General features: G+C 58.6%; 23 protein-coding genes. 3 read left to right on the plus strand and 20 right to left on the minus strand.

The window, feature by feature from the left end:
- Nucleotides 1–29 precede the first annotated feature (29 nt).
- The 18 genes from rplE to rpsL form a co-directional block, all read right to left on the minus strand.
- On the minus strand, nucleotides 30–584 hold the full coding sequence (gene rplE, locus ACQZ60_RS09625) for a 50S ribosomal protein L5 (RefSeq protein ID WP_003495201.1): 555 nt from the start codon (nucleotides 582–584) through the stop codon (nucleotides 30–32).
- The gene (gene rplX / locus ACQZ60_RS09630) at nucleotides 577–885 is read right to left on the minus strand and encodes a 50S ribosomal protein L24 (protein ID WP_003521006.1); all 309 of its coding nucleotides are present in this window, start codon (nucleotides 883–885) and stop codon (nucleotides 577–579) included. The genes rplE and rplX overlap by 8 nt, the downstream gene beginning before the upstream one ends.
- Nucleotides 886–897: 12 nt before the next feature.
- A complete protein-coding gene (rplN, locus tag ACQZ60_RS09635; RefSeq protein ID WP_003495199.1) occupies nucleotides 898–1266 on the minus strand; it encodes a 50S ribosomal protein L14 in 369 nt (122 codons plus the stop codon).
- A 234-nt stretch (nucleotides 1267–1500) separates the two neighbouring features.
- Nucleotides 1501–1737: a 30S ribosomal protein S17 gene (rpsQ, locus tag ACQZ60_RS09640; RefSeq protein WP_003495195.1), complete on the minus strand. Its 237-nt coding sequence runs from the start codon at nucleotides 1735–1737 to the stop codon at nucleotides 1501–1503.
- Nucleotides 1738–1748: 11 nt separating this feature from the next.
- Entirely contained in the window at nucleotides 1749–1949 is a 201-nt protein-coding gene (gene rpmC, locus ACQZ60_RS09645) for a 50S ribosomal protein L29 (RefSeq protein ID WP_003495193.1), read from the minus strand.
- A gap of 12 nt (nucleotides 1950–1961) precedes the next feature.
- A complete protein-coding gene (gene rplP / locus ACQZ60_RS09650; protein ID WP_003495190.1) occupies nucleotides 1962–2375 on the minus strand; it encodes a 50S ribosomal protein L16 in 414 nt (137 codons plus the stop codon).
- A gap of 38 nt (nucleotides 2376–2413) precedes the next feature.
- Nucleotides 2414–3145 carry a 30S ribosomal protein S3 gene (rpsC, locus tag ACQZ60_RS09655; protein WP_003495188.1) on the minus strand — a complete coding sequence of 244 codons (732 nt, stop codon included), beginning with the start codon at nucleotides 3143–3145 and terminating at the stop codon, nucleotides 2414–2416.
- Nucleotides 3145–3534 (minus strand): 50S ribosomal protein L22, encoded by a 390-nt coding sequence (rplV, locus tag ACQZ60_RS09660; RefSeq protein ID WP_003521005.1) that lies wholly within the window; start codon nucleotides 3532–3534, stop codon nucleotides 3145–3147. Before rplV ends, rpsC begins: the two co-directional genes overlap by 1 nt.
- Before the next feature lie 2 nt (nucleotides 3535–3536).
- Entirely contained in the window at nucleotides 3537–3815 is a 279-nt protein-coding gene (gene rpsS / locus ACQZ60_RS09665; protein ID WP_003507772.1) for a 30S ribosomal protein S19, read from the minus strand.
- A gap of 15 nt (nucleotides 3816–3830) precedes the next feature.
- Nucleotides 3831–4667: a 50S ribosomal protein L2 gene (gene rplB, locus ACQZ60_RS09670; protein WP_003521004.1), complete on the minus strand. Its 837-nt coding sequence runs from the start codon at nucleotides 4665–4667 to the stop codon at nucleotides 3831–3833.
- Nucleotides 4668–4710: 43 nt separating this feature from the next.
- The gene (locus tag ACQZ60_RS09675; protein ID WP_003521003.1) at nucleotides 4711–5004 is read right to left on the minus strand and encodes a 50S ribosomal protein L23; all 294 of its coding nucleotides are present in this window, start codon (nucleotides 5002–5004) and stop codon (nucleotides 4711–4713) included.
- Nucleotides 5001–5621, minus strand: a complete 621-nt coding sequence (rplD, locus tag ACQZ60_RS09680) for a 50S ribosomal protein L4 (protein WP_003495173.1) — start codon at nucleotides 5619–5621, stop codon at nucleotides 5001–5003. Before rplD ends, ACQZ60_RS09675 begins: the two co-directional genes overlap by 4 nt.
- Nucleotides 5622–5633: 12 nt before the next feature.
- The gene (gene rplC, locus ACQZ60_RS09685; RefSeq protein WP_003507769.1) at nucleotides 5634–6275 is read right to left on the minus strand and encodes a 50S ribosomal protein L3; all 642 of its coding nucleotides are present in this window, start codon (nucleotides 6273–6275) and stop codon (nucleotides 5634–5636) included.
- Nucleotides 6276–6443: 168 nt separating this feature from the next.
- Nucleotides 6444–6752, minus strand: a complete 309-nt coding sequence (gene rpsJ / locus ACQZ60_RS09690; RefSeq protein WP_003507767.1) for a 30S ribosomal protein S10 — start codon at nucleotides 6750–6752, stop codon at nucleotides 6444–6446.
- A 311-nt stretch (nucleotides 6753–7063) separates the two neighbouring features.
- On the minus strand, nucleotides 7064–8239 hold the full coding sequence (gene tuf / locus ACQZ60_RS09695) for an elongation factor Tu (protein WP_003525183.1): 1176 nt from the start codon (nucleotides 8237–8239) through the stop codon (nucleotides 7064–7066).
- A gap of 65 nt (nucleotides 8240–8304) precedes the next feature.
- Nucleotides 8305–10404, minus strand: coding sequence for an elongation factor G (gene fusA / locus ACQZ60_RS09700; protein ID WP_003523732.1), 2100 nt, complete (start codon nucleotides 10402–10404; stop codon nucleotides 8305–8307).
- Nucleotides 10405–10438: 34 nt separating this feature from the next.
- Nucleotides 10439–10909, minus strand: a complete 471-nt coding sequence (gene rpsG / locus ACQZ60_RS09705; protein WP_003507761.1) for a 30S ribosomal protein S7 — start codon at nucleotides 10907–10909, stop codon at nucleotides 10439–10441.
- A gap of 78 nt (nucleotides 10910–10987) precedes the next feature.
- On the minus strand, nucleotides 10988–11359 hold the full coding sequence (rpsL, locus tag ACQZ60_RS09710) for a 30S ribosomal protein S12 (RefSeq protein WP_003507760.1): 372 nt from the start codon (nucleotides 11357–11359) through the stop codon (nucleotides 10988–10990).
- A gap of 526 nt (nucleotides 11360–11885) precedes the next feature.
- On the opposite strand from rpsL, the gene ACQZ60_RS09715 reads away from it, so the two are divergent.
- The 3 genes from ACQZ60_RS09715 to ACQZ60_RS09725 all read left to right on the plus strand — a co-directional run bounded on the left by ACQZ60_RS09715 (nucleotide 11886) and on the right by ACQZ60_RS09725 (nucleotide 13725).
- Complete coding sequence (locus ACQZ60_RS09715) at nucleotides 11886–12179, plus strand: hypothetical protein (RefSeq protein WP_035262574.1); 294 nt, start codon at nucleotides 11886–11888, stop codon at nucleotides 12177–12179.
- A gap of 11 nt (nucleotides 12180–12190) precedes the next feature.
- Nucleotides 12191–12541 carry a VOC family protein gene (locus ACQZ60_RS09720; protein ID WP_448735146.1) on the plus strand — a complete coding sequence of 117 codons (351 nt, stop codon included), beginning with the start codon at nucleotides 12191–12193 and terminating at the stop codon, nucleotides 12539–12541.
- A gap of 98 nt (nucleotides 12542–12639) precedes the next feature.
- Nucleotides 12640–13725, plus strand: a complete 1086-nt coding sequence (locus tag ACQZ60_RS09725; RefSeq protein ID WP_035239757.1) for a helix-turn-helix transcriptional regulator — start codon at nucleotides 12640–12642, stop codon at nucleotides 13723–13725.
- A 143-nt stretch (nucleotides 13726–13868) separates the two neighbouring features.
- On the opposite strand, the gene rpoC is transcribed toward ACQZ60_RS09725, so the two are convergent.
- Both rpoC and rpoB read right to left on the minus strand, forming a co-directional pair.
- On the minus strand, nucleotides 13869–18077 hold the full coding sequence (gene rpoC, locus ACQZ60_RS09730) for a DNA-directed RNA polymerase subunit beta' (RefSeq protein ID WP_304981367.1): 4209 nt from the start codon (nucleotides 18075–18077) through the stop codon (nucleotides 13869–13871).
- A 180-nt stretch (nucleotides 18078–18257) separates the two neighbouring features.
- Complete coding sequence (gene rpoB / locus ACQZ60_RS09735; RefSeq protein ID WP_003523727.1) at nucleotides 18258–22394, minus strand: DNA-directed RNA polymerase subunit beta; 4137 nt, start codon at nucleotides 22392–22394, stop codon at nucleotides 18258–18260.
- Between the last annotated feature and the right edge of the window lie 257 nt (nucleotides 22395–22651).

Consider the following 22651-nt stretch of genomic DNA (forward strand, 5'->3'; position numbering starts at 1 on the left):
GAGTTCCTTTTCTACGCTCGTCGTTACGGTTAGTGACGGAACGGGAAGTTGAACTCTGTCAGCAGAGCCCGAGCTTCGTCGTCCGACGTCGCCGTCGTGCAAACGATGATGTCCATGCCCCACATCTGATCAACCTTATCGTAGTTGATCTCAGGGAACACAATGTGTTCCTTGATGCCCATGGCGAAGTTGCCACGGCCGTCAAAGCTCTTCGGGTTCAGGCCCCGGAAGTCGCGAACGCGCGGAAGCGCGATGTTGACCAGACGATCAAGGAATTCGTACATGCGGGCGCCACGAAGGGTAACCTTCGCACCGATCGGCATGCCTTCGCGAACCTTGAAACCTGCGATCGAGTTGCGAGCGCGGGTAACGACCGGCTTCTGGCCGGCGATCGCAGCCAGGTCACCGGCAGCGATGGTGGGCTTCTTGGAGTCGGCAGTCGCCTCGCCAACACCCATGTTGATCACGATCTTTTCAAGCTTCGGGATCATCATCACGTTGGCGTAGGAGAACTTCTCCTGCATGGCGCCACGGATACGGGAAACGTATTCCGTCTTGAGACGCGGCTCGTACTTATCAGCCATCGATCACTTCTCCCGAACGCTTGGCCACGCGGACCTTCTTGCCATCCACAACCGAGAAGCCAACGCGGGTCGGCTTGCCATCCTTGTCGACGATGGCGATGTTGGAGATGTGCAAGGATGCTTCCTTGTTGATGATGCCGGCTTCCTGGGCCTGGGTCTGGCGCTGGTGACGCTTCACCATGTTAACGCCACGCACAACGGCCCGATCTTCCTTCGGCAAAACCTGGATTACTTCGCCGGTACGACCCTTGTCCTTACCGGTCAATACGACAACCTTGTCGCCTTTACGAATCTTCTGCATCGCATTCGCTCCTTACAGTACTTCCGGAGCCAGCGAGATGATCTTCATGTGGTTCTTGGCGCGAAGTTCGCGCGGAACCGGTCCGAAGATACGGGTGCCGATGGGCTCTTTCTTGTTGTCGATAAGAACGGCTGCGTTGTTATCGAAACGGATGACGCTGCCGTCAGCGCGGCGGATGTCCTTGGCGGTGCGCACGACAACCGCCTTCATCACGTCGCCCTTCTTGACGCGGCCGCGCGGAATAGCTTCCTTGATGGAAACGACAATAATGTCGCCAACAGAAGCATATTTGCGCTTCGAGCCGCCCAGCACCTTGATGCACATGACACGACGTGCGCCGGAATTATCCGCCACGTCGAGGTTTGTTTGCATCTGAATCATGTCAGGTCGCCTTCTTGTTGTTACCGGAACGGTTGGGCAAACTCTCCCGAGTAAGCCCCCTGCCCCAGCTTATGAATATCTCTTTTTTTGCGCGGAAATGTCGTGACAGGGTGGTTTCCCGAAGGACCTTCCGTGCGCATCAAAGCAAAAGACGCTCGATTCACGAGCGTCCTTGCGGTGCTTCATACAGGAATTCGCGCCAAGTGCAAGACACCTGGCGCGATTCTGATGAAATTAAGCCTGGGCGGAAACGACCGTCCAGCGCTTGTCCTTGGAGATCGGTGCGCATTCCTCGATGGAAACGACATCGCCGACCTTATACTGATTGTTTTCGTCGTGTGCCTTGTACTTCTTCGAACGACGAACGGTCTTCTGAAGCAGCGGGTGAGCGAATCGGCGCTCAACCCGGACTACGACAGTCTTCTCGTTCTTGTCGGACACTACGACGCCCTGCAGAATGCGTTTCGGCATATTATTCTTCCTTAGGCCTTGGCTTCTGCCGCCTTCTGGCGGGCAATGGTTTTAACGCGGGCGATATCCTTGCGGACTTCGTTGATGCGCGAGGACTTCTCCAGCTGACCAGTTGCCTTCTGGAAGCGCAGGTTGAACTGCTCCTTCTTCAGATCGGCGAGCTTGTCCTTGAGCTGGTCGGCGCTGAGGCCGCGAACTTCATCGGCTTTCATGTGCCTTGCTCCTTACTCTGCGATGCGCTGTACGAAGCGCGTCTTGACCGAGAGCTTGGCAGCGCCGAGACGAAGCGCCTCACGGGCGATCTCCTCGGACACACCGTCGATCTCGAACATCATACGACCGGGCTTGACCTTGCATGCCCAGTAATCGACCGAACCCTTGCCCTTACCCATACGAACTTCGGTCGGCTTTGCCGTGACCGGAACGTCGGGGAATACGCGGATCCACACGCGACCTGCGCGCTTCATGTAACGCGTGATCGCGCGGCGGGCCGCTTCGATCTCGCGTGCATTCACGCGGTTCGGTTCCTGCGACTTCAAGCCGAATTCACCGAATGCCAGGTCAAAGCCGCCCTTGGCGACGCCCTTGATGCGTCCCTTGAACTGCTTACGGTACTTAGTACGCTTTGGCTGCAACATTTTCTTACTTCTCCGAGCTTATCTTTCGCCAGCGTCAATCAAGCGTTTTCGCGACGACGATCAGGACGATCGCCACGCTCACGGCTTGCAGGGCCCTGTGCGTCGCCTTCGAGACCGCGACGCTCAGAAGCCATCGGATCGTGCTCAAGGATTTCGCCCTTGAAGATCCAGACCTTGATGCCGCAAATGCCGAATGCGGTTTCAGCTTCAGCCGTGCCGTAGTCGATGTCCGCACGCAGCGTGTGCAGCGGAACGCGACCTTCGCGGTACCATTCGGTACGAGCGATTTCTGCACCGCCGAGACGGCCGCCGCAGGTGATCTTGATGCCTTCGGCGCCAAGACGCATTGCGGACTGAACAGCACGCTTCATCGCACGGCGGAAAGCCACGCGGCGCTCGAGCTGCTGAGCGATCGACTGGGCAACCAGCGTCGCGTCGATTTCCGGCTTGCGCACTTCAACGATGTTGAGGTGCGTTTCGGAGTTGGTCATTTCGGAAAGCTTCTTGCGAAGCTTCTCGATGTCCGCACCCTTCTTGCCGATGATCAGACCCGGACGAGCCGAGTGGATCGTAACGCGGCACTTCTTGTGCGGACGCTCGATGACGACCTTGGCGATACCGGCCTGCTTGAGTTCCTTGATCAGGTAAGCCCGGATCTTCAGGTCTTCATGCAGCAGCTTGCCGTATTCTGCGGTGTCAGCGTACCAGCGGCTATCCCAGGTACGGTTGATGCCGAGGCGGAAGCCGATCGGATTGATTTTCTGACCCATTATGCGGCCTCCCCTTTTTCCTCGACTTCACGAACAACGATCGTGAGGTGAGCGAACGGCTTTTCGATGCGGGAAGCACGACCACGGCCACGAGCGTGGAAACGCTTCATGGTGATGGACTTGCCAACATAGGCCTCGGCGACGACGAGAGCGTCGACGTCGAGGTCGTGGTTGTTTTCCGCATTGGCAATTGCAGATTCCAGCGTCTTCTTGACGGTGCCTGCAATGCGCTTGCGGGAGAATTCGAGCTCGGCGAGAGCGCGATCAACCTTCTTGCCACGGATAAGAGCGGCAACCAGGTTCAGTTTCTGGGGGCTGACGCGGAGCGTACGGGCAACGGCCTGAGCCTCGTTGTCCTTCAGCCGGCGTTCGGTCTTAGCCTTCGCCATGATTACTTCCTCTTTGCCTTCTTGTCCGCGCCGTGACCGTAGTAGGTACGGGTCGGAGAGAATTCACCGAACTTGTGTCCGACCATGTCTTCGTTGACGGAGACGGGCACATGCTTGCTGCCGTTGTAGACGCCGAAGGTCAGACCAACGAACTGCGGCAGGATCGTGGAGCGACGGCTCCAGATCTTGATTACTTCGTTACGTCCGCTCTCGCGCACCTTCTCAGCCTTGGTGAGAAGATAGCCGTCAACAAACGGACCTTTCCATACTGAACGAGCCATTAGTGACTACCTCTCTTACTTCTTACGCTGATGGCGCGAGCGCATGATGAACTTGTCGGTCGACTTGTTCGAACGGGTGCGCTTGCCCTTCGTGGGCTTGCCCCACGGAGTAACCGGGTGGCGACCACCCGACGTGCGACCTTCACCACCACCGTGCGGGTGGTCGACCGGGTTCATGACGACGCCGCGAACGTGCGGACGCTTGCCGCGCCAACGGGAACGACCGGCCTTGCCGTCGTTGATGTTGGCGTGGTCCGAGTTCGAAACAGCACCGATCGATGCGAGGCAGGAGCCGTGCACCAGACGCTGTTCGCCCGAGTTGAGACGCAGGATGGCCATGCCGGCATCGCGGCCGACGAGCTGGACATACGTACCGGCGGAGCGAGCGATCTGACCGCCCTTGCCCGGCTTCATCTCGACGTTGTGGATGATCGAACCGACCGGAATGTACTGAAGCGGCATGGTGTTACCGGGCTTCACGTCCACTGCCTTGTCGGAGGCGATCACCTTGTCACCGGCAGCGAGACGCTGTGGCGCGAGAATGTAAGCCTGTTCGCCGTCGGTATACGTAACCAGCGCGATGAACGCGGTGCGGTTGGGGTCGTATTCCAGACGCTCAACGGTGCCTTCTACGTCGAACTTGCGACGCTTGAAGTCAACCAGACGGTAGGTCCGCTTGTGACCGCCACCCTGGAAACGGACGGTGATCCGGCCCTGGTTGTTACGGCCACCCTTGGAGCTGAGGCCCTGGGTGAGAGCCTTTACCGGCTTGCCCTTGTAGAGCGAAGCGCGGTCCACGATAACCAGCTGGCGCTGGCTCGGCGTGGTCGGATTGAAACTTTTCAATGCCATTTTCTTGTTCCCTTTTGGGTCTTTGCCCGCTTGGGCCTAACCTTTAGAGTCCGGTGGACACGTCGATGGATTGACCTTCGGCGAGCGTGACGACGGCTTTCTTGACGTCCTTCAGCTTACCGGCGAATCCACGGAAACGACGGGTCTTACCCTTGCGGATAAGCGTGTTCACAGCCGTGACTTTGACGCCGAAGAGAGCTTCCACGGCAGCCTTGATTTCAGGCTTGGAAGCATTCTTGGCGACGTTGAATACGACCTGGTTCTGTTCGGATACCAGCGTCGACTTTTCCGTGATCGAAGGAGATACGATCACATCGTAGTGGCGAAGATCCGTCATTTGAACCGCTCCTCCAGAGCCTCTACAGCAGCCTTGGAAAGCACCAGCTTGCCACGGCGCAGGATGTCGTAAACATTGATGCCCTGAACCGGCAGAACGTCCACGTTCGGGATGTTCTGAGCGGCGAGCTTGAAGTTGCCATCAAGTTCGGCGCCGCCGATAACGAGAGCGTTGGTCAGGCCAAGCGAAGCGAAGCTGCCCAGCAGAGCCTTGGTCTTTGCTTCGGACGCGACGAGCTGATCGACGATGATCAGTTCTTCAGCCTTCAGCTTTGCAGACAGGGCGTGACGCAGAGCGAGCGCACGAACCTTCTTGGGAAGATCGTGTGCATGGCTGCGAACGACCGGGCCGTGGGCCTTGCCGCCGCCGCGGAACTGCGGTGCGCGAGCCGAATGGTGACGAGCGCGGCCCGTACCCTTCTGCTTGTACATCTTCGCGCCGGTGCGGGAAACTTCCGACCGGTTCTTGGACTTGTGGGTTCCCTGCTGCTTCTTTGCAAGCTGCCAGCGAACCATGCGGGCCAGGATGTCCTGGCGGGGGTCGAGGCCGAAGATCTCATCCGACAGAGAAACCTTGCCGGCGTCTTTTCCCTCGAGGGTCTTGACGTTCAATTCCATGATAAGGCTCCCTTACTTCGCAGCCGACTTGACGGCGTCGCGGACGATGATCCAGGAACCCTTCGAGCCGGGAACTGCACCCTTCACGAGGATGAGGCCACGGTCTTCATCGGTCGAAACGACTTCGAGGTTCTGGGTCGTAACGCGCGTCTGGCCCATATGACCAGCCATGCGCTTGCCCTTCCAGACGCGGCCCGGATCCTGGTTGTTACCGGTCGAACCGTGTGCACGGTGCGATACGGAGTTACCGTGCGAAGCGCGGCCACCACCGAAGTTGTGACGCTTCATAGCACCGGCAAAACCTTTACCGATCGTGGTTCCAGTGACGTCGACCAGCTGGCCGGACTGAAAATGATTTGCGGTCAGTGTTGCACCGATGTCGATCAGGTTCTCGGGGGAAACCCGGAACTCGACGAGCTTGGCTTTCGGTTCGACATTGGCAGCGGCAAAATGACCGCGAAGCGCCTTCGTCGTGTTCTTGACCTTGGACTGGCCGGCACCGAGCTGAACTGCGGTATAGCCATTCTTGTCTTCCGTGCGCTGGGCAACGACTTGTACGTTATCCAGTCGCAATACTGTTACGGGGATATGTTCACCTGCGTCGTTATAGACGCGTGTCATACCCACTTTCTGTGCAATCACACCTGAACGCATTGGTTCATCCTCTTGCGAGCCTTGAAGGGAAAACCCTCTCTGGCCTTTGTTAAGGAGTGCCCTTCGACATCTCACGATGTTTCCGGTCTCCGGTTTGGAAGTCGTTGGATTACTCCACGTACCTTCCTTGTTATTTCAGCCCTCACCTTGGATGGATCGGGCCGGGTCTTAGAGCTTGATTTCCACGTCAACGCCAGCAGCGAGGTCGAGCTTCATCAGAGCATCGACAGTCTGCGGGGTGGGGTCAACGATATCGAGAAGACGCTTGTGCGTCCGCATTTCGAACTGTTCACGGCTCTTCTTATCAACGTGAGGAGAGCGGTTGACGGTAAACTTTTCGATGCGGGTGGGAAGCGGAACCGGGCCGCGAACGCTGGCGCCGGTGCGCTTTGCGGTCGACACGATTTCACGGGTAGAGGCATCGAGGATCCGGTGATCGAACGCCTTGAGGCGGATACGGATATTCTGGCCGTTCATTCGTCTTGTCCTTGTTCTTTGTTATTCGTTTCCGCACGCGGAAACACATGAACTTCTATTGATCGTGGCGCCGCAGATTTTCAAAAATCGAGAGAAATGCGCTGTCGCACCCCAATCATTTCAGTTGTCTGTATTGCTAAAACACCGCGTTTCGCAATCGCTTGCGAATCCAGCGGTGAGTGTGAGTGCGCGTTTACGCGCTTTCACCGAATTTTTCAAGCACTAAAAATGCAACGCCGCTAGGCTTTTTACCAAAAGTCCGGCGGCGGTGTTGTTCACACCGCCGCCAGTCTGAATTTCAAAGGTCGAAATTACTCGACGATCGAAGCGACGATGCCGGCGCCGACGGTACGGCCGCCTTCGCGGATAGCGAAGCGCAGCTTTTCTTCCATCGCGATCGGAACGATCAGCTCGACGTCAACGGTCACGTTGTCGCCAGGCATAACCATTTCCGTGCCTTCCGGAAGCGTAACGATGCCCGTTACGTCCGTCGTGCGGAAGTAGAACTGCGGACGGTAGTTCGTGAAGAACGGCGTATGACGGCCGCCTTCTTCCTTCGTCAGGATGTAGGCTTCAGCCTTGAACTTCTTGTGCGGCTTAACCGAACCCGGCTTGCACAGGATCTGACCACGCTCGACGCCGTCACGGTTAACACCGCGAACCAGTGCGCCGATGTTGTCGCCGGCCTGGCCCTGGTCGAGCAGCTTGCGGAACATTTCAACGCCGGTAACCGTCGTCTTCGAGGTCGGACGGATGCCGACGATTTCGACTTCTTCACCAACCTTGACGATACCGCGCTCAACGCGACCCGTCACAACCGTACCACGGCCGGAGATCGAGAACACGTCTTCGATCGGCATCAGGAACGGCTGGTCGATCGGACGCTCAGGCGTCGGGATGTAGGCGTCAACCGCAGCCATCAGCTCGCGGATCGCGTCTTCACCGATCTTCTTGTCGGAATCTTCAAGAGCGGCAAGTGCCGAACCCTTGATGATCGGGATATCGTCGCCCGGGAAGTCGTAGGACGACAGAAGTTCGCGAACTTCAAGCTCGACGAGCTCGAGAAGCTCGGCGTCGTCAACCTGGTCGACCTTGTTGAGGAACACGACGATCGCCGGAACGCCAACCTGACGGGCAAGCAGGATGTGCTCGCGGGTCTGCGGCATCGGGCCGTCAGCAGCCGAGCAAACCAGGATCGCGCCGTCCATCTGGGCAGCACCGGTGATCATGTTCTTCACGTAGTCGGCGTGGCCGGGGCAGTCGACGTGCGCATAGTGACGGGCAGGCGTTTCGTATTCAACGTGTGCCGTCGAAATCGTGATACCACGGGCCTTTTCTTCAGGCGCGGCGTCGATCTGGTCATACGCCTTGAATTCGCCGAAGAACTTCGTGATCGCTGCCGTCAGCGACGTCTTGCCATGGTCAACGTGACCGATCGTGCCAATGTTGACGTGCGGCTTATTGCGCTCAAACTTGCTCTTTGCCATTAGTGGCTCTCCATTCTTGTCCCTTGACGGGAATAATCTTCAAAATTCGGTGGGGCGTACCCCGATCACTTCTGACCGGAGTACTTAGCCTGGATTTCCTGCGCCACGTTCGACGGAACCGGCGAATAGTGGTCGAACGTCATCGAGTACTGTGCACGGCCCTGCGACATGGAGCGCAGGTTGTCGACGTACTTGAACATGTTCGCGAGCGGAACATGCGCGTTGATGACGACGGCGATACCACGGCTTTCCTGGCCCTGGATCTGACCACGACGGGAGTTCAGGTCGCCGATAACGTCACCGACATAGTCTTCCGGCGTTACGACTTCGACCTTCATCATCGGCTCGAGAAGCTGTGCGCCAGCCTTCTTCGCTGCTTCACGGAAGCAGGCACGCGATGCGATTTCGAAGGCGAGAACCGACGAGTCAACATCGTGGAATGCACCGTCGACCAGCGTCGCCTTGACGCCGAGCATCGGGAAGCCAGCCAGCGGACCGGAAGACAGAACGCTTTCGATACCCTTCTGAACGCCCGGGATGTATTCCTTCGGAACAGCACCGCCGACGATCTTGGATTCGAACTTGAAGTCTTCGCCTTCGGGGTTCGGTTCGAAGATGATCTTCACGCGAGCGAACTGACCGGTACCACCGGACTGCTTCTTGTGCGTGTAGTCTTCTTCGTGCTGACGCGTGATGGTTTCGCGGTAGGCAACCTGCGGCGCGCCGACGGTTGCTTCAACCTTGAACTCGCGACGCATACGGTCAACGAGAATGTCGAGGTGAAGTTCGCCCATGCCCGCGATGATCGTCTGACCGGATTCTTCATCCGTCTTGACGCGGAACGAAGGATCTTCAGCAGCCAGACGGTTGAGCGCGAGGCCCATCTTTTCCTGGTCGCCCTTGGTCTTCGGCTCGATCGCGATCTGGATGACCGGCTCGGGGAATTCCATGCGCTCGAGGATAACCGGCTTCAGCGGATCGCAGAGCGTATCGCCAGTGGTGGTTTCCTTGAGGCCAGCCAGAGCAACGATGTCACCGGCAAAGGCTTCTTCGATGTCTTCACGGCTGTTGGAGTGCATCTGCAGCATACGGCCGACGCGCTCGCGCTTGTCCTTGACCGTGTTGATGACGGACGTACCCTTTTCGAGCTTGCCCGAGTAGATGCGTGCGAAGGTCAGCGAACCGACGAAGGGGTCGTTCATGATCTTGAACGCGAGCATGGAAAGCGGCTCGCTGTCGTCGGCATGACGCTCGATTTCGGCTTCGGTCTTGAAGTCGATACCCTTGATCGCCGGAATGTCCAGCGGAGAAGGCAGGTAGTCGACAACGGCGTCGAGAAGCGGCTGAACGCCCTTGTTCTTGAACGCGGTACCGCAGAACATCGGGTGGAACTTCACGTCGATGGTGCCGCGGCGAACGAGCGCACGGATCTTGTCATTGTCGGGCATGATGCCGTTCAGGTAGTCTTCCATCGCTTCTTCGTCGATCTCGACAACGGTCTCGATCAGCTTTTCGCGATATTCGTCAGCCTTGGCCTTCATGTCTTCCGGGATTTCGACAACGTCCCACTGAGCGCCGAGCGATTCGTCGCGCCAGATGAGTGCGTTCATCTCGATCAGGTCGATAACGCCCTTGAACTCGGTCTCAGCGCCGATCGGCAGCTGCATGACAACGGCGATGGCGCCGAGACGGGTCTTGATCATTTCTACCGAGCGGTAGAAGTCAGCACCGGTCTTGTCCATCTTGTTGCAGAAGATCATGCGCGGAACATGATACTTCTCGGCCTGGCGCCAGACGGTTTCCGTCTGCGGCTCAACACCGGCGTTGGCGTCGAGCAGCGCGATGGCGCCGTCGAGAACGCGCAGCGAACGCTCGACTTCAATGGTGAAGTCGACGTGGCCGGGGGTGTCGATGATGTTGAAGCGGCGCATCTTGCCGTCGCGACCCTTCCAGAAGGTCGTGGTGGCAGCGGAGGTGATGGTGATACCACGCTCCTGCTCCTGTTCCATCCAGTCCATCGTGGCAGCGCCATCGTGAACTTCGCCGATCTTGTGCGACTTACCGGTGTAATAAAGGATACGCTCGGTGGTCGTCGTCTTGCCGGCGTCGATATGCGCCATGATACCGAAATTGCGGTAGTCTTCGATTTTATATTCGCGAGCCATAATGGACTGCCTTTCGATATGCGACCGGTTAAGATTACCAGCGGTAATGCGAGAATGCGCGGTTGGCGTCGGCCATCTTGTGCGTGTCTTCGCGCTTCTTGACAGCGGAACCGCGGTTGTTCGCAGCGTCCATGAGTTCGCCGGAAAGGCGATCGACCATGGTCGTTTCGTTGCGCTTGCGGGCAGCCGTGATCAGCCAGCGGATAGCGAGGGCCTGACGGCGCTCGGGGCGAACGTCGACGGGAACCTGATACGTGGCACCACCAACGCGGCGCGAACGCACTTCAACGTGCGGAGCAACGTTGTCGAGGGCGGAGTGGAACACGCCGAGCGGCTCCTGCTTCGTCTTGCCCTGAACGACGTCGAACGCGCCGTAAACGATGCTTTCTGCGACCGACTTCTTGCCGTGAAGCATGATGGCGTTCATGAACTTGGTGACGACCAGATCGCCGAACTTCGGGTCCGGGTTGATCTCACGCTTTTCTGCACTATGGCGACGGGACATATTCTTTGTCTCTCAATGTTATTGACGCTAAACCACGCGGAGAACCTCGCGCAGCGCCGGAATTTGTTTAAACCCGAATTACTTCGGACGCTTCGCACCGTACTTGGAGCGGCGCTGCTTGCGGTTCTTGACGCCCTGGGTATCGAGAACACCGCGGATGATGTGGTAACGCACGCCCGGCAAGTCCTTTACGCGGCCGCCGCGGATCATGACCACGGAGTGTTCCTGAAGGTTGTGACCTTCGCCCGGAATGTAGCCGATGACTTCGAAGCCGTTGGTGAGGCGGATCTTGGCAACCTTACGCAGAGCCGAGTTCGGCTTCTTCGGGGTCGTCGTGTAAACGCGGGTGCAAACACCACGCTTCTGCGGGTTTTCCTGAAGAGCAGGAACCTTGTTGCGCTTTACCTGTGCCTGGCGAGGCTTGCGGATCAGCTGGTTTACGGTAGGCATATAACCATCCCTTGCAAAAACTACTTTAGCCACCCTCACGGGTGGCGGCTATGCCGTTGCCGGCGACGATGCACGCATATATCCTCATGCGCAAAACGTGGCCCGATCCGTTTTCACGGATGGACCACCAAGAGCAGAGGACACCGGATGAGGCGTCTTGCGTGCAACATTCGTGTCTTCTACGTGCAATGGAGACCCGTTTGAGATGATGTTCGGGAAAAAGGTTACCGAACGGCCAGCACCCACAGAGGCTCCGATGGCGGGCGTACTACTGTTTTAGCCAGCTTTCGTCAAGGGTGAATCCACATTTTGCGCCGCCACCCATGGCCGCAAAGCCCACGTCCGGGCCATTTCCAACCCGCTTTAACATAAGTCGGCACAGAAGGCAGCGATTTTGACCTCCACGCTTTGGCTTTTCATAAAATCCGTCTATTGATTCCCCATGGCGGGCCGGAGCGGCTCCGCCATGGGCGGGACCGATTCCCTCGGCCCGCATCACAGCAACGACAGATCAAGGAACCGCGTCATGAGCACCCTCCCCGACAACGACAACGGACGCGACGAGCCGATGGTCTTCATCGTCATCGGCAAGGCCTATGAGACCGACAATTCCGAGGGCATCGACATCCACGTCATCCTGCGGGCGCCGGACGACGATACCGCCGTGCGCGAAACGCTGAACGCGCTTTCCGAGGAAGGTTTTATCGAAGCCGATCTCGACCAGATCGGCATGCTGACCGACGTGCCGGATGAAGAGCCGCACGCCTCCGCCTATCAGGGCGCGCTCGAAGGCGAAGTCGCCATCATCCGCTTCGCCTGAGGCGCAGGTCCGTGGCGGTAAGACGTGTCGTCGCCAACATCGCAACGCCAGACCCCACGCGGGCTCAGGCGTTCTATGGTGATATTCTCGGCATGACCGTCGCCATGGACCACGGCTGGATCCTGACCTATGCCAGTCCGCTCGAAGCCAGGGCGCAGGTCAGCTTCGCAAGCGACGGCGGCTCCGGCACAGCAGTGCCGGACCTTTCCATCGAGGTCGATAATTTCGAAGAGATCCACGAGAGAATCCTGAAAGCGGGCTTGCCGATCGACTATGGCCCGGTTACCGAAGCCTGGGGCGTGCGCCGGCTGTTTCTGCGCGATCCCTTTGGCAAATTGGTCAATATATTAAGTCACTCATAGATTATATACTTTGAATACAATAGTATTATTTGATTATACGTTGAACAATAACAGAATATGAGGTTTAAATAGCCCCGACACAAGATTCCAGTGACGGGTTGAATACTATATTGTCGGCAGACATTATCGATGACATTTATGAGGCAGCGCTTTTTCCCGATCGTTGGGCACAGGTCATTGCCGCCATCGGCCACCGGCTGGATTTCTGGGGTGGCGCCCTTACCTGGGGCAAGGGTGAAGAAGAAGCCTGGCTTTACACGCCCAATTTCCAGGAACTGATGCAGGCCTTCATGGATGGCGGCTGGAACCGCCGAAACGACCGCCTCACCCGCGCAATCCGTGAGGGACAATTTTCCTTCGTGCAGGATTTCGATGTCTTCACCCATGATGAATGGGCCGGCCTGCCGATCGTGCGCGATTTCCTGATACCGCGCGGACTGGGATATGGCGCGGCCACCCAGGTTGCGCCGCCCGACCATCCGGCAATGACGGTGCTTTTCGAACGCAAGCTCGATAGCGGCGTCATAGGGCCGGAAACCATGGCGGCGCTTGACCGGCTGAGACCGCATATTGCCCGCAGCCTCACGCTGGCAACCCGGCTGCAACGGCAGAAAGCCGATGCCATGACGCTTGGACTGAACGCCATCGGGGCGCCGGCGGCGGTGCTTCAGGCGAGCGGACGTGTGCTTTCTGCAAACGACATGTTTCTCTCCCTCAGGAAATGTATTTCCACCCGCGCCCACGACAGGATCGTGATTGCCGACGAAAGAGTGAACCGGCTGCTCTATAAGGCGCTTGCCGGGCATAATATCGGCTCTTTCCCGCTGCCGACCGGCGAAGATCGGTCCTGCATCCTGCACGTCATACCGTTGCGCAGGAACGCACTGGATCTGTCCCCGAAAGGCTGCGCCATCGTGCTGATATCGCAACCCATGGGCACCGTCGCCGACGCGACCTCACTGCTAAAGGGGCTTTATGACCTCACCAGGGGCGAGGCCCGTGTGGCGCTGGAAATCATGAAGGGGCTTTCGCTTCCCGCCGTGGCGAAGCAATTGCAGATTTCCCACGAAACGGTGCGCAGCAACGCCAAGTCGATCTATGCGAAGACCGGCAGCACCGGCCAGACCGATCTCGTTCGCCGGCTTTCCGTCCTCACCCGTTATAACATCCGCGAACAGGGCTGACCCCCGCCGCACGTGGCTGGAGACGCCGACCAACCGCAAAAGCCACAGGTCCCTGTTCCACATAAACAAAAACGCCCGGATTGCTCCGGGCGTTTTGTTCTGAACTTTGGCGGGGCTTCGCAAAGCCCCTGCCCTTCTCCGCCTTATTCGGCGGCCGGAGCCTGGTCCGTCATGTCCTGCAGCATCTGGTTCGCAGAACCTGCACCGGTGCCCTTGCGGCGTTCCTCGAGAATGAGGTCGTCGCGCGAGGTGGCGATGCGGCGGATCTGCGTCATGGTGCCGCCGGTACCGGCCGGGATGAGACGGCCGACGATGACGTTTTCCTTGAGGCCCTGCAGCGTGTCCGTCTTGCCGGCAATCGCAGCTTCCGTGAGAACCTTGGTGGTTTCCTGGAAGGATGCGGCCGAGATGAAGGACGGCGTCTGCAGCGAAGCCTTGGTGATGCCGAGCAGAACCGGCTCGCCATAGGCAGGCTTCTTGCCTTCTTCGATCAGGCGGTCGTTGTTGTCGTCGAGCTCGATGCGATCGACGTTGTCACCAACGATGTACTGGCTGTCGCCGGCATCGGTGATTTCAACCTTCTGCAGCATCTGGCGAACGATCACTTCGATGTGCTTATCGTTGATCACAACGCCCTGCAGACGGTAGACTTCCTGGATTTCGTTCACGAGGTAGGAAGCCAGAGCCTCCACGCCCTTGATCGCCAGAATGTCGTGCGGTGCCGGGTTACCGTCGAGGATGTATTCACCCTTTTCGATATAGTCGCCTTCCTGAAGGTGGAAGGGCTTACCCTTCGGGATCAGGTATTCGACCGGCTCGACGCCGTCTTCCGCAGGCTCGATCATCACGCGACGCTTGTTCTTGTAGTCGCGGCCCAGCCGGATCGTACCATCGATCTCTGCGATGATGGCGTGGTCCTTCGGACGACGGGCTTCGAACAGTTCGGCAACGCGCGGCAGACCGCCGGTGATGTCCTTCGTCTTGGCGCTTTCCAGCGGCGAACGTGCAAGCACGTCACCCTGGGAGACCTTCGCACCCGGCTCGACCGACAGGATGGCGTCGACCGAGAGCTGGAAGCGGGCTTCGCCACCACGGGCAAGCTTCGCAACAGCACCGGAAGCGTCCTTGATGACGATTGCGGGCTTGAGGTCCGAACCGCGCGGCGTCGAACGCCAGTCGATAACCTGACGCTTGGTGATGCCGGTGGATTCGTCGGTGGCTTCCAGAACGGAGAGGCCGTCGACGAGGTCCTCGAAGTGAACGGTACCTTCCACTTCCGTCATCATCGGACGGGTGTAGGGGTCCCACTCTGCAAGACGCTGACCGCGCTTAACCTTGTCGCCGTCATCGACGAAGATCTTCGAACCATAGGCAACGCGCTGCGAAGACCGCTCCTGGCCACGCTCATCGAGAATGGTGACGGCCATGTTACGGCCCATCGCGATGAGTGCGCCTTCGGAGTTGCGCAGGATGTTGCGGTTCTTGATCGCAATCGTGCCCTCGTAAGAAGCTTCGAGGAACGACTGGTCGACCACGTTCGCCGTACCGCCAAGGTGGAAGGTACGCATGGTAAGCTGCGTGCCCGGTTCACCGATGGACTGTGCGGCGATGACGCCAACGGCTTCGCCCATGTTGACAGGCGTACCGCGTGCAAGGTCACGACCGTAGCAGACGCCGCAGACGCCGATCTGTACTTCGCAGGTCAGAGCCGAACGGATGCGGACGGACTGGATACCGGCCTTCTCGATGGCAGCCACGTCGGCTTCGTCGATCAGCGTGCCGGCCTTGACGATGTTTTCGCCGGAAACCGGATGATCGATGTCGTCCAGGGCCGTACGGCCGAGGATACGTGCGCCGAGCGAGGCAACGACCTGACCGGCATCGACGATGGCGGTCATGGTGAGGCCCTTGTCGGTACCGCAATCCCTGGAGTTGACGATGCAATCCTGCGCGACGTCGACGAGACGACGGGTCAGGTAACCCGAGTTCGCCGTCTTCAGGGCGGTGTCTGCGAGACCCTTACGGGCACCGTGGGTCGAGTTGAAGTACTCGTTAACGGTCAGGCCTTCCTTGAAGTTCGAGATGATCGGCGTCTCGATGATTTCACCCGACGGCTTCGCCATCAGGCCACGCATGCCGCCCAGCTGACGCATCTGGTTCGGAGAACCACGAGCACCCGAGTGCGACATCATGTAGATGGAGTTCATCGGCTTCTGGCGGCCCGTTTCCGGATCGAACTCGACAGCCTTGATGCGTGCCATCATCTCTTCGGCGACCTTTTCGGTAGCCTTGCCCCAGGCGTCGACAACCTTGTTGTACTTTTCGCCCTGGGTGATGAGACCATCGTTATACTGCTGTTCGTATTCCTTCACGAGAGCTTCGGTGTCGCCGACGATCTTCACCTTGCTGTCCGGAATGACCATGTCGTCCTTGCCGAACGAAATGCCGGCGCGGCAGGCATGGGCAAAGCCGAGCTGCATGATGCGGTCGCAGAAGATGACCGTGTCTTTCTGGCCGCAATGACGGTAGACCGTGTCGATCATCTTGGAGATGTTCTTCTTGGTCATTTCCTGGTTGCAGACGTCGAAAGGCACGTTGACGTTCTTCGGCAGAAGTTCGCCAATCAGCATACGGCCGGGGGTCGTCTCATGGATCTTCGAAACCGGCTTGCCATCGGCATCCACGGTCTTGAAGCGGCCGCGAATCTTGGCATGCAGCGTCACAACCTTGTTTTCAAGCGCGTGATGCAACTCGCCGATATCCGAGAAGGCCATGCCTTCGCCTGGCTCGTTCTGGTTCATGATCGACAGGTAATACAGGCCGAGAACCATGTCCTGCGAAGGAACGATGATCGGGTGGCCGTTTGCCGGATGCAGGATGTTGTTGGTCGACATCATCAGCACGCGCGCTTCCAGCTGGGCTTCCAGCGAAAGCGGAACGTGGACAGCCATCTGGTCACCGTCGAAGTCGGCGTTGAAGGCCGTGCAGACGAGCGGGTGCAGCTGGATGGCCTTGCCTTCGACCAGCATGGGTTCGAAAGCCTGGATACCCAGACGGTGCAGCGTCGGTGCGCGGTTCAGGAGAACCGGATGCTCGCGGATGACCTCGTCGAGGATATCCCAGACTTCCGGCTTTTCCTTTTCAACCAGCTTCTTGGCCTGCTTGACGGTCGAGGAATAACCCTTGGCGTCGAGGCGGGCGTAGATGAACGGCTTGAACAGTTCGAGCGCCATCTTCTTCGGCAGGCCGCACTGGTGCAGCTTCAGTTCCGGACCGGTCACGATGACCGAACGGCCGGAATAGTCGACGCGCTTGCCGAGAAGGTTCTGGCGGAAGCGGCCCTGCTTGCCCTTGAGCATGTCGGAGAGCGACTTCAGCGGACGCTTGTTGGCACCCGTGATGACGCGGCCGCGACGGCCGTTATCGAACAGCGCATCGACGGATTCCTGCAACATACGCTTTTCGTTGCGGATGATGATGCCCGGCGCACGAAGCTCGATCAGGCGCTTCAGACGGTTGTTACGATTGATGACGCGGCGATAGAGATCGTTGAGGTCAGACGTCGCGAAACGGCCGCCATCCAGCGGAACCAGCGGGCGCAGGTCCGGCGGAATGACCGGAACGACCTTCATGATCATCCATTCCGGACGGTTGCCGCTTTCCATGAAGTTCTCGACGATCTTCAGGCGCTTCATCAACTTCTTCTGCTTCAGGTCAGAAGTCGTTTCAGCAAGCTCGACGCGCAGGTCGCCGGCGATCTTTTCGAGGTTCATCGAAGCCAGCATCTCATAGATGGCTTCAGCGCCGATCATGGCGGTGAACTGGTCTTCGCCGAACTCGTCGACGGCGATCATGTACTCTTCTTCGGACAGAAGCTGGTTCTGCTTCAGCGAAGTGAGGCCCGGTTCCGTGACGATGTAGTTCTCGAAATAGAGAACGCGCTCGACATCCTTCAGCGTCATGTCGAGCAGGGTCGAGATACGCGAGGGAAGCGACTTCAGGAACCAGATATGGGCAACCGGCGCTGCGAGCTCGATATGACCCATGCGCTCACGGCGAACGCGCGACAGCGTCACTTCGACGCCGCACTTTTCGCAGATGATGCCCTTGTACTTCATGCGCTTGTACTTGCCGCACAGGCACTCATAGTCCTTGATCGGTCCGAAGATGCGCGCGCAGAAGAGACCGTCGCGTTCCGGCTTGAACGTACGGTAGTTGATGGTTTCCGGCTTCTTGATCTCGCCGTAGGACCACGACAGGATTTTTTCCGGCGAAGCGATCGAAATCCGGATGGAATCGAAATGCTGCGCAGGCACCTGAGGATTGAAAAGATTCATGACCTCTTGGTTCATGCCTTGTCTCCTTGAGAGGCTAGCTGCTGCCCCTGTTTGCATCTGGACCGGCTTCTTCCCGGGTCACCGTCCAGAGCTTTAAATACGGATTAACCGCATAATGCGGCGAAAGTGTCCCGAACCGGCCAATACCGTCCGGGAAACCGGCAGGCGCCCTTGAAGGCGCCCGCCTCTATCGTCTTATTCCGCCGCGTCGGGCAGCTGGTCTTCGGGCTGGTTCTCGATCTTCGAGTTTTCCAGTTCGACCGAAAGACCGAGCGACCGCATTTCCTTGACGAGAACGTTGAAGCTCTCCGGAATACCGGCCTCGAAGGTGTCGTCGCCACGGACGATCGCTTCGTAAACCTTGGTGCGGCCCGCCACGTCGTCCGACTTGACGGTGAGCATTTCCTGCAGCGTGTAAGCCGCGCCGTATGCTTCCAGAGCCCAGACTTCCATTTCCCCGAAGCGCTGTCCGCCGAACTGCGCCTTGCCGCCCAGCGGCTGCTGGGTAACGAGCGAGTAAGGACCGATCGAGCGAGCGTGGATCTTGTCGTCGACAAGGTGGTTCAGCTTGATCATGTACATGTAGCCGACGGTGACCTTGCGGTCGAACGGCTCACCGGTACGACCGTCGTAAAGGACGGACTGACCGGATTCATGCAGACCTGCCTTCTTCAGCATCGCGGCAACGTCAGGCTCATGCGCACCGTCGAAAACCGGGGTCGCGATGGAAACACCGCGCTTGGCTTCTTCGGCAAGCTTGACCAGCGAGTCGTCATCGAAACGCTGAACCTCGTCATTGGCTTCAGACGCGTAGATTTCCGTCAGCTCGCTGCGAAGCTCGCTGATGTCCATCGTCTTGCGATACTCTTCGAGCATCTCGCCGATCTTCTTGCCCATGCCTGCGCATGCCCATGCGAGGTGGGTTTCGAGGATCTGGCCGACGTTCATGCGCGAAGGCACGCCGAGCGGGTTCAAGCAGATGTCGACATGCGTGCCGTCTTCGAGGAACGGCATGTCCTCGACCGGAACGATACGCGAGACGACGCCCTTGTTCCCGTGACGGCCGGCCATCTTGTCGCCTGGCTGGATCTTGCGCTTAACGGCAACGAAGACCTTGACCATCTTCATGACGCCCGGAGGCATTTCATCGCCACGCTGGACCTTTTCGACCTTGTCCATGAAGCGCTGTTCAAGGCGCGACTTGGATTCGTCGTACTGGCCACGAAGCGCTTCCAGCTCGGACTGAGCCTTTTCGTCTTCGACCGCGAACATCCACCACTGCGAGCGGGGATATTCGGAGACGACGGCGTTGGAAAGCTCGACGCCCTTCTTGAAGCCCTTCGGACCCGCGATGGAAACGTGGCCACGCAGCATGTCGATCAGACGGCCGTAGACGTTACGGTCGAGGATCGCCTGCTCGTCGTCGCGGTCCTTCGCCAGACGCTCGATCTCTTCGCGCTCGATAGCCATCGCGCGCTCGTCCTTCTCCACACCGTGACGGTTGAAGACGCGGACTTCCACGACCGTACCGAACGTGCCCGGAGGCATGCGCATGGAGGTGTCGCGAACGTCGGAAGCCTTTTCACCGAAGATGGCGCGCAGAAGCTTTTCTTCCGGCGTCATCGGGCTTTCGCCCTTCGGCGTGATCTTGCCGACGAGAATGTCGCCCGGCTGAACTTCCGCACCGATGTAAACGATACCGGCTTCGTCGAGGTTCTTCAGCGCTTCTTCCGAAACGTTCGGAATGTCGCGCGTGATTTCTTCCGGACCAAGCTTCGTGTCGCGCGCCATCACTTCGAATTCTTCGATGTGGATGGAGGTGAACACGTCGTCGGAAACGATACGCTCCGACATCAGGATCGAGTCTTCGTAGTTGTAGCCGTTCCAGGGCATGAACGCGACGAGCGCGTTGCGGCCAAGAGCCAGATCGCCGAGGTCGGTCGACGGACCGTCCGCGATGATATCGCCCTTGGAGATGTTGTCGCCGACGGAAACCAGCGGACGCTGGTTGACGCAGGTGTTCTGGTTCGAACGCTGGAACTTCTGCAGACGGTAGATGTCAACACCGGACTTGCCGGCATCGAGGTCTTCCGTGGCGCGGATAACGATACGGGTCGCATCCACCTGATCGACCACACCGCCACGACGGGCTGCGATGGCAGCGCCGGAGTCACGGGCGACGATCGGCTCCATGCCGGTACCGACGAACGGTGCCTCGGCGCGCAGAAGCGGAACGGCCTGACGCTGCATGTTCGAGCCCATGAGAGCGCGGTTGGCGTCGTCGTTTTCCAGGAACGGAATGAGAGCCGCTGCGACCGAAACGAGCTGCTTCGGCGAAACGTCCATCAGGTTGATGTTGTCACGCGGTGCGAGCATAACTTCGCCCGAGTGACGGCAGACGACGAACTCTTCCGAGAACGAACCGTCTTCATTGAGCGGCGCGTTGGCCTGCGCGACGTAATACTTGGCCTCTTCCATGGCGGAGAGGTAGATCACGTCGTTGGTCACCTTGCCGTCGACGATCTTGCGGTACGGGCTTTCGATGAAGCCGTACTTGTTGACGCGGGCAAAGGTTGCAAGCGAGTTGATCAGACCGATGTTCGGGCCTTCCGGCGTTTCGATCGGGCAAATACGGCCGTAATGGGTCGGGTGAACGTCGCGGACTTCGAAGCCGGCGCGCTCGCGGGTCAGACCGCCCGGTCCAAGAGCCGAAAGACGGCGCTTGTGGGTGATTTCCGAAAGCGGGTTCACCTGGTCCATGAACTGCGACAGCTGCGAGGAACCGAAGAATTCGCGAACGGCGGCGGCTGCCGGCTTCGCGTTGATCAGGTCCTGCGGCATCACGGTGTCGATTTCGATCGAGGACATACGTTCCTTGATCGCACGTTCCATGCGCAGAAGGCCCAGACGATACTGGTTTTCCATCAGTTCGCCGACAGAACGGACACGGCGGTTGCCGAGGTTGTCGATGTCGTCGATTTCGCCCTTGCCGTCGCGCAGTTCGACCAGCATCTTGACGACGGCGAGGATGTCTTCCTTGCGCAGCGTGCGCACGGTGTCTTCCGCATCGAGGTCGAGGCGCATGTTCATCTTGACGCGGCCAACGGCCGACAGATCGTAACGCTCCGCATCGAAGAACAGCGAGTTGAACATCGCTTCCGCCGATTCCATGGTCGGCGGCTCACCCGGACGCATGACGCGGTAGATGTCGAACAGGGCTTCCTGACGGTTCTCGTTCTTGTCGGCAGATAGCGTGTTGCGGATATAGGCGCCAACATTGACGTGGTCGATGTTGAGGACCGGAATCTCGTCGAAGCCGGACTGCAGGATGAGGCCGAGGGTCTTCTCGTCGATTTCGTCGCCAGCTTCGAGATAGATTTCACCCGTCTCGTAGTTGACGATGTCTTCGGCCAGATAGTTGCCGTAGAGGTCTTCGTCGGTCGCCTTCAGCGCCTTCAGGCCCTTCTCCGTCAGCTGACGGATCAGGCGCGGGGTCAGCTTCTTGCCACCTTCGACCACGACTTCGCCGGTATCGGCGTCGATCATGTCGGTGATGACCTTGGCGTTCTTCAGCGTCTCGGGCTGGAACGGAATGCGCCAGCCGTCGCCGTCGCGCTCATAGGAAGCCTTGGTGTAGAAGGTCGACAGAATGTCTTCGCCATCCATGCCAAGCGCCATCAGCAGCGAGGTCACGGGGATCTTGCGGCGACGGTCGATACGCGCATAGACGATGTCCTTGGCGTCGAACTCGATGTCGAGCCAGGAACCGCGATAGGGGATGACGCGGGCAGCGAAGAGCAGCTTGCCGGAAGAATGGCTCTTGCCCTTGTCATGATCGAAGAACACGCCCGGCGAACGGTGCATCTGCGAAACGATGACGCGCTCGGTGCCGTTGACGATGAACGTACCGTTATTGGTCATGAGCGGCATGTCGCCCATGTAGACGGACTGTTCCTTGATGTCCTTGATGGACTTCGCGCCGGTATCTTCATCGATATCGAACACGATGAGGCGCAGCGTCACTTTCAGCGGCGCAGCATAGGTCAGATCGCGCTGACGGCATTCCTCGACGTCGAACTTCGGCGCTTCGAATTCGTAGGACACGAATTCAAGCATGGAGGCGCCGGAAAAATCGGTGATCGGGAATACGGACTTGAATACGGCATTCAATCCCTCGTCGGGACGGCCACCCTTGGGCTCGTCAACCATGAGAAACTGGTCGTACGAAGCCTTCTGAACCTCGATGAGGTTCGGCATTTCCGCTACTTCTGGAATTTTGCCGAAAAACTTGCGTACGCGCCTGCGACCGTTAAACGAAAGGGTCTGAGCCATCGTCGCTCCTTTAAAATTGCATCCGGGCCTGCAACGGACGGGAACCGATGGCCAGTCGATCCCGTCAAGCAATGGGTGTCATCAATCTCGTTCCACATCCCGGATCGATCAGGCCGGATTGCCTAGATGAGCCGGTTCGGAACCATTCTCTTGAAGAACCCATTACCCAAAAGCCATTTTCACGCGGCTTTTGGGTAATGAGTTTTAAAAACGATGACGACGGAAAGGGGCATGAAGCCCCTTCCCGCCAGTAATCG

This window comes from Agrobacterium sp. 22-223-1 (genome assembly GCF_053522385.1).

Bases quoted from the DNA above. Each gene is read 5' to 3' on its own strand.
- rplE (WP_003495201.1), bottom strand. From the start codon at position 584: ATGGCTGATAAGTACGAGCCGCGTCTCAAGACGGAATACGTTTCCCGT.
- rplX (WP_003521006.1), bottom strand. From the start codon at position 885: ATGCAGAAGATTCGTAAAGGCGACAAGGTTGTCGTATTGACCGGTAAG.
- rplN (WP_003495199.1), bottom strand. From the start codon at position 1,266: ATGATTCAGATGCAAACAAACCTCGACGTGGCGGATAATTCCGGCGCA.
- rpsQ (WP_003495195.1), bottom strand. From the start codon at position 1,737: ATGCCGAAACGCATTCTGCAGGGCGTCGTAGTGTCCGACAAGAACGAG.
- rpmC (WP_003495193.1), bottom strand. From the start codon at position 1,949: ATGAAAGCCGATGAAGTTCGCGGCCTCAGCGCCGACCAGCTCAAGGAC.
- rplP (WP_003495190.1), bottom strand. From the start codon at position 2,375: ATGTTGCAGCCAAAGCGTACTAAGTACCGTAAGCAGTTCAAGGGACGC.
- rpsC (WP_003495188.1), bottom strand. From the start codon at position 3,145: ATGGGTCAGAAAATCAATCCGATCGGCTTCCGCCTCGGCATCAACCGT.
- rplV (WP_003521005.1), bottom strand. From the start codon at position 3,534: ATGGCGAAGGCTAAGACCGAACGCCGGCTGAAGGACAACGAGGCTCAG.
- rpsS (WP_003507772.1), bottom strand. From the start codon at position 3,815: ATGGCTCGTTCAGTATGGAAAGGTCCGTTTGTTGACGGCTATCTTCTC.
- rplB (WP_003521004.1), bottom strand. From the start codon at position 4,667: ATGGCATTGAAAAGTTTCAATCCGACCACGCCGAGCCAGCGCCAGCTG.
- ACQZ60_RS09675 (WP_003521003.1), bottom strand. From the start codon at position 5,004: ATGACGGATCTTCGCCACTACGATGTGATCGTATCTCCTTCGATCACG.
- rplD (WP_003495173.1), bottom strand. From the start codon at position 5,621: ATGGAATTGAACGTCAAGACCCTCGAGGGAAAAGACGCCGGCAAGGTT.
- rplC (WP_003507769.1), bottom strand. From the start codon at position 6,275: ATGCGTTCAGGTGTGATTGCACAGAAAGTGGGTATGACACGCGTCTAT.
- rpsJ (WP_003507767.1), bottom strand. From the start codon at position 6,752: ATGAACGGCCAGAATATCCGTATCCGCCTCAAGGCGTTCGATCACCGG.
- tuf (WP_003525183.1), bottom strand. From the start codon at position 8,239: ATGGCAAAGAGCAAGTTTGAGCGCAATAAGCCGCACGTCAACATTGGC.
- fusA (WP_003523732.1), bottom strand. From the start codon at position 10,404: ATGGCTCGCGAATATAAAATCGAAGACTACCGCAATTTCGGTATCATG.
- rpsG (WP_003507761.1), bottom strand. From the start codon at position 10,909: ATGTCCCGTCGCCATAGTGCAGAAAAGCGTGAGATCAACCCGGACCCG.
- rpsL (WP_003507760.1), bottom strand. From the start codon at position 11,359: ATGCCTACCGTAAACCAGCTGATCCGCAAGCCTCGCCAGGCACAGGTA.
- ACQZ60_RS09715 (WP_035262574.1), top strand. From the start codon at position 11,886: ATGAGCACCCTCCCCGACAACGACAACGGACGCGACGAGCCGATGGTC.
- rpoC (WP_304981367.1), bottom strand. From the start codon at position 18,077: ATGAACCAAGAGGTCATGAATCTTTTCAATCCTCAGGTGCCTGCGCAG.
- rpoB (WP_003523727.1), bottom strand. From the start codon at position 22,394: ATGGCTCAGACCCTTTCGTTTAACGGTCGCAGGCGCGTACGCAAGTTT.